A 14531-nucleotide genomic window follows, 5' to 3' on the forward strand; every position below is an offset into this window, starting at 1 on the left:
TGCTGCTGTTCATCGCTCCGCCAGGATATAGCGCTCGATGTCATCGAGCACCCGATTGGCGGAACCGATGCCGTGGAAGCTTTGCCAGGCTGCACGATCGACGCGGTGAGCACGGCCGTTTTGCACGGCGGGCAAGAACTGCCAGAGCGGGTTCTCGGTGACTTCCTTTTCGAGCGCATCGTCCAGCCCCCTCTCAAAGCCGCTGGCAGAAACGTAAAGAAGAATGTCGCCGTCGAGATTGGCAAGTTCCTCCCAGTCGGGCCGCTTGACGATCGTACCGTCGCTCACCGTCTCGTAGGCGGTACGCTTGACGCCGGCTTCATGCAGCACAGCAAAGGGCGCATAGGCGGCAGGGCCGTCGACGAAGACGACGAACCGGCCCGGCGCGAAACGGACGGTAGAGACGGTCACGTCCTTGCCCTTCATGCGTTCACGGATCGACGCGACGCGCTTCTCGTAAGCAGCGAGTGCTTCGTTAGCCACGCCTTCGCTGCCGGTGGCGACTGACAAGAGCTGGAGATATTTCTTCCAATCCATGTGATTGAAAAAGACGGTTGGCGCGATCTTTGATACCTGCTCATAGATGGGCGAATGCCCCTCTGCGCTGCCGATAATGAGATCGGGCTTCAGCGCGGCAATCCGTTCGAGGCTTGGTTCCTTCGGATTACCGAGGTCCACCATCTTCGACTGCTTGATGAAGTCGAGCACCTTGGCGTCCTGGATGGCCATATAGGGCGTGGCGACGACCGGAACCTCAAGTTCGATCAGGAGCCCGAGGGTCAGCAGAGGATCCAGCGTGACGATTCTCTTTGCCTCTACTGGTACGCAGAACGGCGCATTGTACACGCCTTCCGTGATCTCTTTCCCGTGACAGGCAGCGTGCGCAATCGAGAGGGGGAAGAGGATGAAAAGAAGGGCGAGACAGAAGCGCAAGACGGATACCGTTTCAGATGGACATGAAAAAAGGCCGCAGGGCTTTCGCCCCGCAGCCGAAGGCAATCAGAACTTCGTGCGAAGGTTCAGTCCGAACGATCGTCTTTCGCCAGTCTGACCGAAGGGCAGGGCTGCATCCGGATCGACGATGGTGAAGTATTTTTCGTCGGTGAGATTTTCCACGAAGGCAGTGATCTCCCAATTGTCCTTCTTGAAGCCGGCTTGCGCGTTCAGCAGGAAGCGAGAGTCGATCTTGTACATCCCACCCGTGCCGAAACGGGAATTGTAGTCGGTGACGTACTTGGCATCGGCGCCGACAAAGACGCCATTTTCAAATTCGTATCGACCGCCGAAGCCGAACGTCCATTCCGGTGCTTCCGGGAAAGCTTTTCCAGACTGGTCGCCCAAGCCGCCATGATCGAATCTGAGGAATTTGGTGTTCAGGTATCCAATCGATGCGAATGCCGAGAACTGGTCGGTGACCCGATAAGTTGGTTCGATTTCGAAACCCCAGGCGCGAGAGGACGCTGCATTTTCCGTTATCCGATAGCCCGGAATTGGAGATGGGGGGCGGATTTCGATCTGCTGGTCCTCATACTTCGTATAGAAAAGGTTGGCGTTGAGGATGAGCCGGTCGTCCAGCAGTGTGCCTTTGTAAGAGAGCTCGAAGCTCTGCGAATATTCTGGATCGTACGATACGAGCGGGAATGCCGGATCGCTGCGATTGACATACGAGCCACCCGAACGAAAGCCCTGCGTATAGGTAAAGCCAATCCGTTGGTTGTCACCGAATTCCTTCGCCAGGCCGATTTTCGGAACGAAATTCACTTCGTTGAAAGATGCCGGATCTCCAGTAAGAACCGGCGTGCCGGGGAAAGAGATAAAAGAATTTCTCTCGGTGTTTTTCTCTTCCAGATAGTCCAGCCGCCCACCCACGGTCGCAAACCAGGTGTCCGCGAACTCATATGTCGCCTCGCCGAACACCGCCAAGTTGGATGTCTTGCGAACTTGGTCGTCGTCGAGCTGCGCAACGAAGCCCGGCCCGAAAGGCTCTGCAATAAAGCGCGACCAACCATCAAAGTTCTGATGGCTGCCGAAAACGCCTGCAACCCACTTCCAGCGGTCTCGTTCGTAGTTCAGGCGAAGTTCCTGGGTAAATATGGAGTCGTTGTCCGTACCCCAGATTCCGGTGACATAGCCGGGCGTGCCTGCATCGACGGAGCGCCGCTTGTTTGTACCGTACTGAAAGCCGGTCTGCGAAGTGAATTGCAGTGCGTCGGAGAAATCATGTTTGACTTCAAGGCCGAGATTATGGACCTCGGTCCAGCGGAATTCCGTGTAGGTGTCGGGATTATTGTTGAAATCACCGCGTCCGCTGTAAAGGCCAACCAATCGATCGTTCGGACGATCCTTGGAGTAGGCGTAGGTCAGAAGAGCGCGAGTGTCTGGCATTTCCGACGGAGTGATGAGCAGTTTTGTGCGAATGGTGCCGCTGATGTCTGTGGTCAGATCGTCAAAGCCGGCGTAGTTCTTGAAGTTCGCGTAGGAAACGTCCGTATGGGAACGCTCGAACGCACCCGAAATGCGCAGCGCGACCTGTTCCTCGACGAGCGGCGTGTTTATGACGAAGGCTGAGCCCGCCAAATCGTTGCTGCCGACGGTGCCTGACAATTCGAACTCCTTGTCGAAGGTCGGGTCCTTCGACTTGATATAGACTGCGCCCGACATGGCGGCGCGGCCGGAGAGGGTCGACTGCGGGCCACGATAGACCTCGACCTGTTCGATGTCCCAGAGGTTTCTTGCACCGAAACGGGCATTGTAGCGGGTCTGGAGAATGCCATCGACATACAGAGAGCCGACCGGCGCTCCGCCCGGAACGAAACCCTCGGAACTCATGCCGCGGATGACGAAACCGGAGTTGACCGTCGCGCTGTCCAGCACGTTCGCAAGACGCCGGTAGGCGTCCTGCGTATGTCTGACCTGGCCGTCTTCGATAGCCTTGGCATCGACGATGCCGACGCTCGCGGTCGTCGCGTTCAAGGTCGTCGCGTCGCGTGCGCCATAGATCGTGATCGCAGAAAGCGCGATTGCCCCACTCGCGTCTACGTCAATTCCCTCAGCCGACGATGTGTCGACGCTGAGAGTTACCTGATTGCTGCCGGCAAAACGTGCATCGAGGCCCGTACCTGCGAGGACCGCGTTCAAGGCCTGCTGAGACGTCAGATTCCCGCTTACCCCGGCAGTTCTCTTTCCTTCGGCAACAGTTGCATCATAGAGAATTTGAAGCCCGGTCTGGGCGGCGAGGCTGTTCAAAGCCGGAGTAAGAGATCCTGCCGGGACCGAAATCGAACGCTCGGCGGACGCTGCAGTCTGCGCTGCAGCCGGCGTTACCGGATTGAACACCAGCATCGCCGTACTTGCCAGAAGCGCGGCGCGCAGGCTGGCCTGTGCCGTCTGTGAAATTGCCCTGACGGAAATATTAATGGTCATTAAACCCCCAATCATACGGCGTTCAAGGCGCCGCAGTCACCACAAGAAGCGGTCACACACTCCGCTCGTTGAGGAGACGGTTGGCATCGGGTATTTGGGACTCAGGCTAGAAAAAATCTTACGATTTTGGCACCTGCGCAAGCCGAGATCCGCGCCACACTGGCTCGGTGATCGTCGTTGGGGGTGGCAGGTTCTTATGATTACGCATTTATCCGATCTGAAGCCGGTTGGCAGGTCTCGCGCATGACGCTTCATCTTGGCGAGGAGAGCGGCGATCGTGAGCTTGTCGAACTGCTGCCGCCAGGGTCGCAGATGCCAAATGATTGACAGGCTGATCAACATGGGCGGAGAGATGTGGTGGTCAGCGTGCAGAGGGGGAGCACCACTGGATGGAACTTACTTGGTAATGGAGCGGTCACCGTCCTCATGAGAGGACCGAGAAACGGTACAGTGGGGTTTGAAAACAAGTGACTGATATCGGTATGATGTCAAAAGAGAGTGTAATTTCCAAGCTTCGGCCCATCCCCGTGGGGAAAGGAATATCGATCTGTGTACGTGGATCAGGGAGTTCGGTTCCGACACAGGTTCTTTACCGCAAATCGATGTCGAATACCTGATCTCTATATGGACGAACCGGACTGAGGCGTTCGAGATGGCGTTCCTGCCATCGCGGTTCCGCGAGATTGGATCGGCGCATAGAGACCCTGAGTTTTATCGAATTCGATTGGCAAGCTGAGCGAGGCTTGCGACTGTCATTGATCCCGAAACGATGGTGCGGCAGACGCTCTGTCGGCCTCGGGCACATTGAAGGTCCATCGGCCGAGCAGGTCGATCAGATGGGTGCAAAACCCTTCGCTCATCGGAGGCAGGGATCGTCCCCGCAAGGTCACGACCGAGACTTCGCGGGTGAGACGCGGTTCCACCACGGGTACACTGTCGAGATCCGGGAACGCGAGCACCTCCCGTGCCGAGGCTGGTAAGAGCGCTATGCCAAGGCCGGCGCTGACCATGCCGGCGACCGTCATCATATAGGTCGCCTCGCAGGCGATGACCGGCGCGCGCGGTGCACCTTCCAGCCATTCATCGACCACCGACCGTACGCTGGTTGACGGTTGGAGCGCGACCAGCGGATACTTTACCAGGTCGGAACGGGTGACCGAACTCCGGCCTGCCAATGGATGGTTGCGCGGGAAGACGACGTTGAACGTTTCCGCGGTTCTGAAGACCTGAACGAGATCTGCGCCGACAAGATCGCCGCCGGTTATCCCGAGGTCCACCGTTCCGTCGCGGACGAGTTCCACCACCCGGCTGGCCACGACGTCGCGAACGACGAACGATGCTCCCGGATGATGGCTGCGAAACGTGTCGATCGCCTGCGGAAGGATTGCGGCCGCGACGGAGGGCAGGGCGGCGATGCGCACGACGCCGCGCGTCATCGCGGTGACTTCTTTCGTTTCGTCAATCGCGGCATCGAGGTCGCCGACCATGCGCTCGAACACGGGAAGGAGGTTGGTGCCGAGACGCGTCAGAGCCACGCTTCGCGTCGTGCGATCGAACAGGCGAATATCGAGCGCTTCCTCCAGCCGGCGGATTTGTACCGTTAAAGTGGGCTGGGTGAGATTCAACGCCGCCGCCGCACGCGTGAAACTGCCAAGGCGGGATACAGAGACGAAGGCACGAATCTGACGCAGGGTAATATCCATAGAGTATGTCTATTAATTCAATACAAAAAATTCAATTGTTTAAATTGTCGAGAGATGCAATTTCTCCCGCCGGGAAGAGAGGGAGACTGCCGTGGGAGGAATCGGGTCAGAGCCCGTACCAAGTCGCCGTGATCGCGACGCCTCGGCAACGAGGCCGGTGCGGATCGGTGCCGGTGCCGGCTATTCCGGTGACCGTATCGAGCCTGCGATCGATCTCGTTGAACGTGGTCGGCTCGATTATCTGGTGTTCGAGTGCCTGGCCGAACGCACGATCGCCAATGCCCAACAGCAGCGCTCTACAGTGCCGGATGGCGGGTATGACCCGTTTCTCGACGCGCGAATCCGCGCTGTGCTCAACCCCTGCCGCAGGAACGGCACGCGGATCATCTCCAATATGGGGGCTGCCAATCCGCTTGCGGCGGCGCGGCGCGTCCGGGAGATCGCTGTCGACCTCGGCCACCCGGATATCGTCATTGCCGCTGTTACCGGCGATGACGTTCTTGCTGCATGTCGCACGCAGGATGTTGCACTCGACAATGGGCTGACGGTCGGCGTACTTGGCGACCGGATAATTTCCGCAAACGCCTATCTCGGCGCAGGTCCGATCGCCGAAGCCTTGGCAGCAGGAGCGGATGTCGTGATCACCGGCAGGGTTGGCGACCCTTCGCTGTTCCTCGGTCCCCTCATCCACGAGTTCGGCTGGAGCCTCAAGGATTGGAGCAGCCTCGGCAAGGGCACGCTCGTCGGCCATCTCCTCGAATGTGCGGGCCAGATCTGCGGCGGCTACTTCGCGGACCCGGGATACAAGGATGTTCCCGGCATGGCGCAACTTGGCTTTCCCTTCGCTGACGTTGCCTTCGATGGAACGGCAGAGATCGGTAAGCTCGACGGCACCGGCGGACGGATCGATGCGGCGACCGTTAAGGAGCAGATTCTTTATGAGATCCACGATCCGGCGCTGTACTTCCAGCCTGATGTCGTGGCGGATTTCAGCCGGGTATCCGTCGCTGAAACCGGCCCCGACCGGGTCCGTGTCTCGGGCGCTTGCGGTTCGCCGCGCAGCGGGACACTAAAGGTCTCCGTCAGCTATCACGACGGCTATGTCGGCGAGGGGCAGATTTCCTATGCCGGACCGGGCGCGGTGGCGCGTGGAAGACTGGCGCTTGAGATTGTGCGGGAGCGGCTTGCCAACGCGTCGGCTCTCAAAGATGCGCGATACGAGCTGATCGGTGTCGACTCCCTGCATGGCACGAAATTCGGCCAAGACAGGGATCCGTACGAGGTGCGTGCGCGCGTCGTTGCACGGGCAGCGGCCCGCGTCGATGCCGAACGCATCGGCAACGAAGTGGAAGCGCTTTACACCAATGGCCCGGCTGGCGGCGGCGGTGCGTTCAAGTCCGTTCGCCAGGCCGTTGCTCTGGCCTCGGCTCTCATTGATGAAAGTCTGGCGACGCCGACCGTTACCCTGCTGCAGGGAGAGTTCGCATGATCCTTCGCGATATCGCGCATAGCCGCAGCGGCGATAAAGGCAACACCGCCAACATTTCGGTCATCGCTTACCGCGCGGAAGACTATCCGCTGCTCGTCCGCACGGTCACCGCCGAGCGGGTCGCCGAACATTTCAGCGGCATCGTGCTCGGAGAAGTCGTCCGCTACGAAGTCCCGTCTCTCGCGGCGCTCAACTTCGTCCTTTCGGACGCGCTGGCTGGTGGGGTCGTCGGTTCGCTCGGCCTCGACACACACGGAAAGTCCCTTGGCTCCGCCATCCTTTCGATGGAAATAGACGAACCCCAGGAAAGATCAGGAGATCACCCATGAACGTATCGGCGCGTGACACTGCGATCGTGGACCACGGTTGTCTGATTGACGGCACCTGGCGGCCGGCGGAGAGCGGCGAATGGATCGAGATGAGCGATCCTGCTGACGGGACGACGCTTGCGCGCATAGCTCGCGGCGGAGCGGCCGAGATCAACGCCGCGGTGGCAGCGGCGCGGCGCGCGCAGCCGGCCTTTACCATGCGGCCGCCCGTCGAGAGAGTCCGCATCCTCAATGCTATTGCCCGGCGCATCACTGCCGACGCCGAGCGGCTGGCCCAGATCGAGAGCCGCGACACAGGCAAGCCAATTACCCAGGCGCGCAACGATGCGGTCGCAGCGGCCCGGTTCTTCGAATTCTATGCCGGCTTGGCGGACAAGGTGCTCGGCACCTCGATACCGATGGGCAGCGACTTTGTGGATTTCACGGTGCGCGAGCCGCTGGGCGTCACAGCCCAGATCGTACCATGGAACTACCCGCTGCAGATCGCGTGTCGAGGCATAGCGCCGGCGCTCGCTGCGGGCAACGCGATCGTGGTGAAGCCGGCCGAACTTGCTTGCCTCAGTGTTCTGGAGATCGCACGGATTTGTGAGGCCGAAGGTCTGCCTAAGGGCGTGCTCAATGTGGTTCCCGGCTACGGCGCCGAGGCCGGTGCCGCACTTGCCTCCCATCCCGATATTGATCTCGTGGTCTTCACCGGCTCCGTCGCCACCGGCAGCCAGGTAATGCAGGCCGCCGCGAAGAACATCGTCCCGGTGTTGCTGGAGCTTGGCGGCAAGTCGCCGAACATTCTGCTTGCCGATACCGAGCTCGATGCGGCGATCCCCATCATCCTCACGGCGGCCTTCCCTCATTCTGGCCAGACTTGCTCCGCCGGAACGAGGCTGCTCGTCGAGCGGCCGATCCTTGGCGAGGTGATGGACCGGCTCGCCGCGCGATTGCCGAAGCTGACGCTCGGACGCGGGCTGGACGACCCTGATCTTGGTCCTCTGGTCAGTGCCGAACAGCGGCGCAAAGTGGAAGATTACATTTCCCTCGGCATGAAGGAGGGTGCGGATGTGCTGTCTGGCGGTAGCTTTATTGGTGATTGCGACCACGGCGTTGGTCACTTTGTCCGCCCCACTGTGCTTTCGCTCGACACTGCGGATGCACGGGTCGCGCGCGAGGAGATTTTCGGCCCGGTGCTGACGGTCCTGCCGTTCGATACGTTGGACGAGGCCGAGACGATAGCGAATGCCACGGAATACGGTCTCGTGGCCGGCGTATGGGGGCGGGATATCGGCCGTCTGCATCGGCTCGCCCAGAGAGTCCGCTCCGGACAGGTCTTCATCAACTGCTACGGAGCAGGGGGCGGCGTGGAGATTCCTTTCGGCGGCACGCGCAAGTCCGGCTTTGGCCGGGAGAAGGGCGTTGAGGCGATTGCGTCCTACACGCAGGTCAAGAATGTCTGTCTGCGCGTCGACCTCCCGGCGGAGGGCTGATCCCATGGCTGGTATCGCTGAGTTCGGTATCCCTACGCGTATCCATTTCGGCATTGGCGCCCGTGACCGGATTGCCGGTATCGTCGCCGCGCGGAGCTTCCGCCGCGTGCTGCTCATCTGCGATCCGGCATTGCTCGGCGGCGAAATCTACGACGCAGTCATCGGCAATTTGAAGGGTGTCGAGACCGCCCTGTTTTCGGGCATAGACCCTGAGCCGAAGGACAAGAACGTCGTGGCCGGGTTCGATGTCTGCCGGTCCCATGATGCCGATGCGATTGTCGTTCTTGGCGGTGGCAGCGCCATCGACGTTGCAAAGGCGGTCGCCATTCTCGCCACCAATGGCGGTGTCATCTCCGACTACGAAGGCGACCAGAGATTTTCGACGCCACCACTGCCGATCATCGCTATACCGTCGACAGCCGGGACGGGCTCGGAGGTATCGGGTGCCGCCGTGATCTCCGACACTGTACGCAACGTGAAGATGGCGATCCGCCATCCCCTCTATGGGCCGACCGCCTATGCCGTGCTCGATCCGCTCGCCATCCGTACCACGCCGCACAAGGTCGGCGTCTATTCGGGCATTGATGCGTTCGTCCACGCGCTTGAATCGTATGTGTCGAAACTTGCCAATCCGCTGACCGACGCGATCAACCTTCATGCCATGCGCCTGATCTCCGGCAACATCCGTGCCTATATTGCCGATCCGGCGAATGAGGAAGCGGCGCTGAACATGCTGTGCGGCTCGTCGATGGCCGCGATGTCCTTCGGCATCACGGGTACCGGCAATGTCCACTGCATGGCCATGTCGCTCGGCGGCTTTCACGCAGTGCCGCACGGGTTGGCGATCTCGCTGATCCTTCCACATGTGGCCGCCTTCAATCTTCCAGCCGTTCCGAACCGGTTCGCCAATGTCGCCCGCGCCATGGGCGAGAATGTCGACAACCTGTTCGATGAAGAGGCTGGCGCGAAGGCGCTCGATGCGATCGGCCGAATGTGCGGCGATCTCGGCATCCCCTCCGGCCTGCGCGAGGTCGGAGTGGTGCCGGAGACGCTGCCCATGGCAGCCGATCGCTGCTTCGAGATCAACTACAACCGCTGGAATCCCCGTTTCACCACGCGTGACGAATATTTCGATCTCTTCGAGCGCGCCATGTGAGGCGTACGCGAAATTTCACAATGGGCAACAAGGAGGAAACGTCCATGAAATTCAGATATACGCTTACCGCAGGCCTCGCCTTAGCGCTGCTTGGCACTAAAACTTCATGGGCGGAAACACTCGACGTCGCCTCGACCTATCCGAAGAACATGCCGTTCCTTGGCGAAAGCGCCGAGGTGCTGGCAAAGAACGTCGAGATCGTCACTGGCGGAGCACTGAAGCTCACGATTCATGGTGCCGGTGATCTGGTGCCGCCGCTGGACGTTCTGCCGCAAGTAAGTTCCGGGGCCATTCCTGCGGGCTGGGACTGGATCGGCTACTGGGGCGGAACCCTCCCTGTGACCAGCCTTGCCGGCGCGATGCCGTTCGGCCTCAGCCCCGCCGAATTCGTCGGCTGGATGTGGGAAGGCGGCGGCATGGAAATTGTCCAGAAGGCGTATGATCCGCTGAACGTGAAGTTCCTGCCTTGCTCGGTCACTGCTCCCGAACCTGGCGGGTGGTTCAATAAGGAGATCAACTCCGTCGAAGACCTGCGAGGACTGCGCATGCGCATCTCGGGACTTGGCGGCCAAGCCCTCAATAGACTCGGCGCGTCCACGCAGATGATCCCGGCAGGAGAACTCTACGTGGCACTCGAGCGTGGTAGAATCGACGCCACCGAGTTCTCGCTACCTTCGATCGACAAATCCCTCGGCTTCGCCCAGATCGCGAAATACTACTACTTCCCCGGCTGGCACCAGCCCGCAAGCTGGAACAGCTTCATCATCAACATGGATGTGTGGAACGGCTTCGACGAAACGACTCGCAACGCTGTCACCATCGCATGTCAGGCTACCGTAGCGTGGTCGCTGGCAGCGGGGCCGCAGCCGCAGCCCGACGTCATCGAGGAGTTTAAGGAAAAGGGCGTGGAGGTGCGGCGCTTCCCCGACAACGTGCTCTTGGCGCTGCGCGAAGCCTCGACTGCCGTTCTCGAGGAAGAGGCCGCGAAGGATGCCGTGTTCAAGGAAGCCTATGAATCGATGATGGCTTATGCCGAGAAATCCAGGACATGGACCGATCTGCAAGTCCTGCCGGTTTCCGAGTGAGCGCCATCCAATCCATTGGCCTTGGGCTCGTCCGCACCGGACGGGCCCTTGCCGCTGCCGGTGCCTGGCCCGGACGGTACGTGGGTTGGCTGCTCGTTCCGCTGACTGTGCTCGTCATTGCCAGCGTCGTCGGATCGCTCCTGCGGCTGAGCGACATCGTTCGCTGGGGCGTTGACCTGCCAGTGCTGGGGACGGGCCTCAACCTGAACGGCCTCACCGAACTGCAATGGCACCTTCTGGCGGTCATCACCATGCTGGCGCTGCCCTATGCGCTGGTCGAAAACCGGCACATCCGCGTTGATATTCTCTACGAGACGCTATCGCCAAGATCAAAGGCAGCGATCGACCTGGTCGGCGACCTCATACTGCTCCTGCCCTTCTGCATGGTGATCGGCTATCTCAGCATCAACTTCGTTGCTTTTGCCTATAAGACCGGTGAGCAATCCACCTATGGCGGCCTCGTCGATCGGTGGGTGGTCAAATCCTTCCTGCCGCTGGGGCTCGGACTTCTCGGCCTGACGGCGGTCGGCCGGATCATCGCCGGCATCGGCACCCTCCTGGCTTCTCGATCCGAGGTAACTCATGACTGAGATTCTTCTGCCACTCGGCATGGTCTTCGCCTTGATTGCGGGTATTTTCAGCGGCTATCCGGTTGCCTTCATCCTCGCCGGCACCGGCATCCTGTTCGCCTTTCTGGGCGGGATCCCTCTGGCTTTCCTGAATACGGCGTCTGCGCGCATCTTTACCGGCACGCTGACGAACTGGATCATGCTCGCTGTCCCCCTCTTCGTCTTCATGGGGCTGATGCTCGAGAAGTCGGAGATCGCGAAGAACCTGTTGCTCAGCCTCGAACGGCTCTTTGCCGGGCGACCGGGCGGCCTGGCGCTGTCCGTCACTATGGTTGGAATCATCATGGCAGCGGCGACCGGCATCGTCGGCGCGTCGATCGTCATGCTCGGCCTCATGGCTCTGCCGGTCATGCTGAAGAACAACTATTCGATGTCGCTCGCCGCAGGAACGATCTGCTCGGCGGGGACGCTGGGGATTCTGCTTCCCCCTTCCATCATGCTGGTGCTCGTCGGAGACATACTCTCAATCTCCATAGGGGACCTGTTCATGGGCGCTGTGTTCCCCGGCCTGTTGCTGGGCGTTCTCTACCTGGTCTACATCTTCGTCGTGACGACCATCTGGCCGGAAATGGCACCGCCGGTCGTTCGGGAAGATGAATCTCCCCTGAGCCGTTCCGAGATGGTGATGGATCTCCTGCGCAATCTCGCTGCGCCGATCGCCCTGATCTTCGGCGTTCTCGGATCGATCATCGCGGGTATCGCCACACCGACCGAAGCGGCCGCGATTGGAGCCGTGGGCGCAACGCTGTTGGCCCTTGCCACCCGGCGGCTCACCATTGCCACCTTCGTCCAGTGCATCCGTGACACGACACTGACGACGGCGATGATTCTCGCCGTGGCGATTGGCGCGACGGTGTTCAGCGCCATCTTCAAGCGGCTGGGCGGCGACAAGATGATCGCCGATGCGGTATTCTCCGTGGCTTCTGGCCCTTACGAGACGCTGTTCCTTGTTATGGCGCTGGTCTTCGTGCTGGGCTTTTTCCTCGAATGGATCGAGATCAGCTATGTCGTCCTGCCGCTGTTCGCGCCGATCATCGCCGGCTTCGACTACGGCATCGGTGGAACGGCGACAGTTTTGACTTGGTTCGCCGTGTTGGTGGCAGTCAATTTGCAGACGTCGTTTCTTACGCCGCCCTTTGGCTTCGCGCTCTTCTATTTACGAGGCATCGCTCCGCCGGAGATGGGCATCGGCCAGATTTATCGAGGGATTATTCCTTTCGTGCTGATCCAGCTTTTCGCTCTCCTCCTTTGTGTCCTCATGCCGGGAATCATCCTGTGGCTGCCGGGACTGCAATGAGGGGTCATTCCATCATGGCGAACGCATTATCCGGGTTGTCAGGGTCGTCGACGAGATGGGCGAACACCTCTCCCCTACTTCAGCTTTGTCCCCGCGGGTGGAGTGCTTGTGGGCGGTTTTGTAGCTGCCCCAGCAGGTTCGCGGGAGCCCCGAGCGCTCGACCCGTAGAGCTAAAGAGACCTTGGGCAGACGCAACGTCAGTCTTGGCCACCGTTACGATCGTTTTTGAATAGCTGTACGGCGGTCCAGTTGCGCAGAAGAAAAAGCTGGATCCGACAATCTAGGGATTGACCCGGACAAAGTGATCACTAATGATCACGGTATGGATCATGAAGCCCGAAGAGAAGTCCGGTTTCCGCAAGAGCGCCATCGGCGGATGGGCAATTTGATCCTTGAGCGCGGCCATGTGAGCGTCGACGAACTTATCGACCTTTTTTCCGTTTCAGGCCCTACAATACGTCGCGACCTTGCCTTTCTCGTGCAGGCTGGAATCGCCGTGCGCACGCATGGCGGCGTGACGGCTGCAAACAGGTCCGGCGGACAAGAACCGCTTTTCATGGAAAAGTTGCGCCGACAGCAGTCGGCCAAGAGTTGCATTGCAAGGGCCGCCGCGCGCCATATTCACGATGGCATGCGGGTTGTCCTGGATTCTGGCACCACCTGCCTTGCATTGGCTCGTCTTATCGCTGGCCGTCCAGTGACGATTGTTGCGCTCGATATCAAGACTTCGGAAGCGGTTGCAACGGGGGAAACCGAGGTCGTGGCGATCGGCGGGCGGTTGCGCAACGGCTATTTCAGCGTCGTGGGAGATGAGGCCGTGGCCGCGGTCGCCATGCAGGAGGAAGTCGACATCTTCTTTCTGTCGGCAGATGCGGTGGATCGGCAGGGCATTTCCAATGTGACGCTGGAAGAAGCGAGCGTGAAACAGGCGGCGATTGCGCGCGCCCGCCGTACAATTCTCGTAGCAGACCACACGAAGCTCGATCTCCGCGAAAAGGCTGACGTCTGCGCCTGGGATTCAATCGATATATTCATAACCGACCGGCATCCGGCCGCCGTATCCTACGAGAATGCGGCGTCTAGGATCGAATACTGCAATCCCGATGCCGGCAAGCAAGGAACAAAGACGAAATGACGAAATTCAGCGCCCTTTTCGGCAAGCGCAAGCCGGTAATTGCCATGATGCACCTTGCTCCGCTGCCGGGCACACCGCTTTATAATGCCGATGGTGGTATCGACGCCATCGTTGAGGCGGCGCGGCGGGATCTCAAGGCTCTTCAGGCGGCCGATGTGGACGCTGTCATGTTCGGCAACGAGAATGATCGCCCCTATGAATTGCAGGTCGATACGGCTTCGACGGCAACGATGGCCTATGTGATCGGTCAATTACGCAATGAGATCGAGAAGCCTTTCGGGGTGAATGTGTTGTGGGACCCGATGGCCTCCGTTGCGCTTGCTGCCGCGACGGGCGCGTCCTTCCTGCGGGAAATTCTGACCGGTACATATGCATCCGATATGGGTCCATGGACGCCGAATGCCGGTGCTGCGATGCGCTACAGCGACCGCTTGCGGCGACCCGATCTGGTGATGATGGCGAATATATCGGCCGAATTCGCCTATTCGCTCGACCGGCGCGAGCTCCCAGACAGAGCCCGTTCGGCCGTGTTTTCCTCGATCCCCGACGCAATTCTGGTTTCCGGCACAATCACGGGTGAGGCGGCGGAAATGTCGGACCTTATCGCGGTGAAGAAGGTGTTGCCGGATACAGCGGTTCTGGCAAATACCGGAGTCAAACACGCGACCGTCGCCGATGTCCTCAAGGTGGCCGATGGATGCATTGTCGGTTCCTCCTTGAAGGTGGACGGCGATACGTGGAAGGCTGTCGATGCTGAACGAGCCGCCGAATTCATGCGGCTTGCCAAGGCAGCGCGAGGAGAGTGAG

12 protein-coding genes are annotated in these 14531 nt (G+C 60.0%); 9 read left to right on the forward strand and 3 right to left on the reverse strand.

Features of this window, described 5'->3' with window-relative positions; all coding sequences use genetic code 11:
- Window positions 1-9 precede the first annotated feature (9 nt).
- The 3 genes from ABFT80_RS13180 to ABFT80_RS13190 all read right to left on the reverse strand — a co-directional run bounded on the left by ABFT80_RS13180 (window position 10) and on the right by ABFT80_RS13190 (window position 5126).
- A complete protein-coding gene (locus tag ABFT80_RS13180; RefSeq protein ID WP_347972384.1) occupies window positions 10-846 on the reverse strand; it encodes an iron-siderophore ABC transporter substrate-binding protein in 837 nt (278 codons plus the stop codon).
- 153 nt (window positions 847-999) lie between these two features.
- Window positions 1000-3423, reverse strand: coding sequence for a TonB-dependent receptor (locus ABFT80_RS13185; protein ID WP_347972385.1), 2424 nt, complete (start codon window positions 3421-3423; stop codon window positions 1000-1002).
- A 752-nt stretch (window positions 3424-4175) separates the two neighbouring features.
- Window positions 4176-5126 (reverse strand): LysR family transcriptional regulator, encoded by a 951-nt coding sequence (locus ABFT80_RS13190; protein ID WP_347972386.1) that lies wholly within the window; start codon window positions 5124-5126, stop codon window positions 4176-4178.
- A 91-nt stretch (window positions 5127-5217) separates the two neighbouring features.
- On the opposite strand from ABFT80_RS13190, the gene ABFT80_RS13195 reads away from it, so the two are divergent.
- The 9 genes from ABFT80_RS13195 to ABFT80_RS13235 all read left to right on the forward strand — a co-directional run bounded on the left by ABFT80_RS13195 (window position 5218) and on the right by ABFT80_RS13235 (window position 14530).
- Complete coding sequence (locus ABFT80_RS13195) at window positions 5218-6615, forward strand: acyclic terpene utilization AtuA family protein (protein ID WP_455189929.1); 1398 nt, start codon at window positions 5218-5220, stop codon at window positions 6613-6615.
- Entirely contained in the window at window positions 6612-6944 is a 333-nt protein-coding gene (locus ABFT80_RS13200; protein WP_347972387.1) for an AtuA-related protein, read from the forward strand. Before ABFT80_RS13195 ends, ABFT80_RS13200 begins: the two co-directional genes overlap by 4 nt.
- Window positions 6941-8422 carry an aldehyde dehydrogenase family protein gene (locus ABFT80_RS13205; protein ID WP_347972388.1) on the forward strand — a complete coding sequence of 494 codons (1482 nt, stop codon included), beginning with the start codon at window positions 6941-6943 and terminating at the stop codon, window positions 8420-8422. The genes ABFT80_RS13200 and ABFT80_RS13205 overlap by 4 nt, the downstream gene beginning before the upstream one ends.
- A gap of 4 nt (window positions 8423-8426) precedes the next feature.
- Window positions 8427-9578 carry an iron-containing alcohol dehydrogenase gene (locus ABFT80_RS13210; RefSeq protein ID WP_347972389.1) on the forward strand — a complete coding sequence of 384 codons (1152 nt, stop codon included), beginning with the start codon at window positions 8427-8429 and terminating at the stop codon, window positions 9576-9578.
- 44 nt (window positions 9579-9622) lie between these two features.
- On the forward strand, window positions 9623-10663 hold the full coding sequence (locus tag ABFT80_RS13215) for a TRAP transporter substrate-binding protein (RefSeq protein WP_347972390.1): 1041 nt from the start codon (window positions 9623-9625) through the stop codon (window positions 10661-10663).
- Entirely contained in the window at window positions 10627-11253 is a 627-nt protein-coding gene (locus ABFT80_RS13220) for a TRAP transporter small permease subunit (protein ID WP_347972391.1), read from the forward strand. Before ABFT80_RS13215 ends, ABFT80_RS13220 begins: the two co-directional genes overlap by 37 nt.
- Window positions 11246-12589, forward strand: a complete 1344-nt coding sequence (locus ABFT80_RS13225; protein ID WP_347972392.1) for a TRAP transporter large permease — start codon at window positions 11246-11248, stop codon at window positions 12587-12589. The genes ABFT80_RS13220 and ABFT80_RS13225 overlap by 8 nt, the downstream gene beginning before the upstream one ends.
- A gap of 376 nt (window positions 12590-12965) precedes the next feature.
- A complete protein-coding gene (locus tag ABFT80_RS13230; protein ID WP_347972393.1) occupies window positions 12966-13724 on the forward strand; it encodes a DeoR/GlpR family DNA-binding transcription regulator in 759 nt (252 codons plus the stop codon).
- On the forward strand, window positions 13721-14530 hold the full coding sequence (locus ABFT80_RS13235; RefSeq protein WP_347972394.1) for a BtpA/SgcQ family protein: 810 nt from the start codon (window positions 13721-13723) through the stop codon (window positions 14528-14530). The genes ABFT80_RS13230 and ABFT80_RS13235 overlap by 4 nt, the downstream gene beginning before the upstream one ends.
- The last annotated feature ends 1 nt before the right edge of the window (window position 14531 follow it).

The organism is Foliimonas ilicis (assembly GCF_039939195.1).
Lineage (GTDB): Bacteria > Pseudomonadota > Alphaproteobacteria > Rhizobiales > Rhizobiaceae > Foliimonas > Foliimonas ilicis.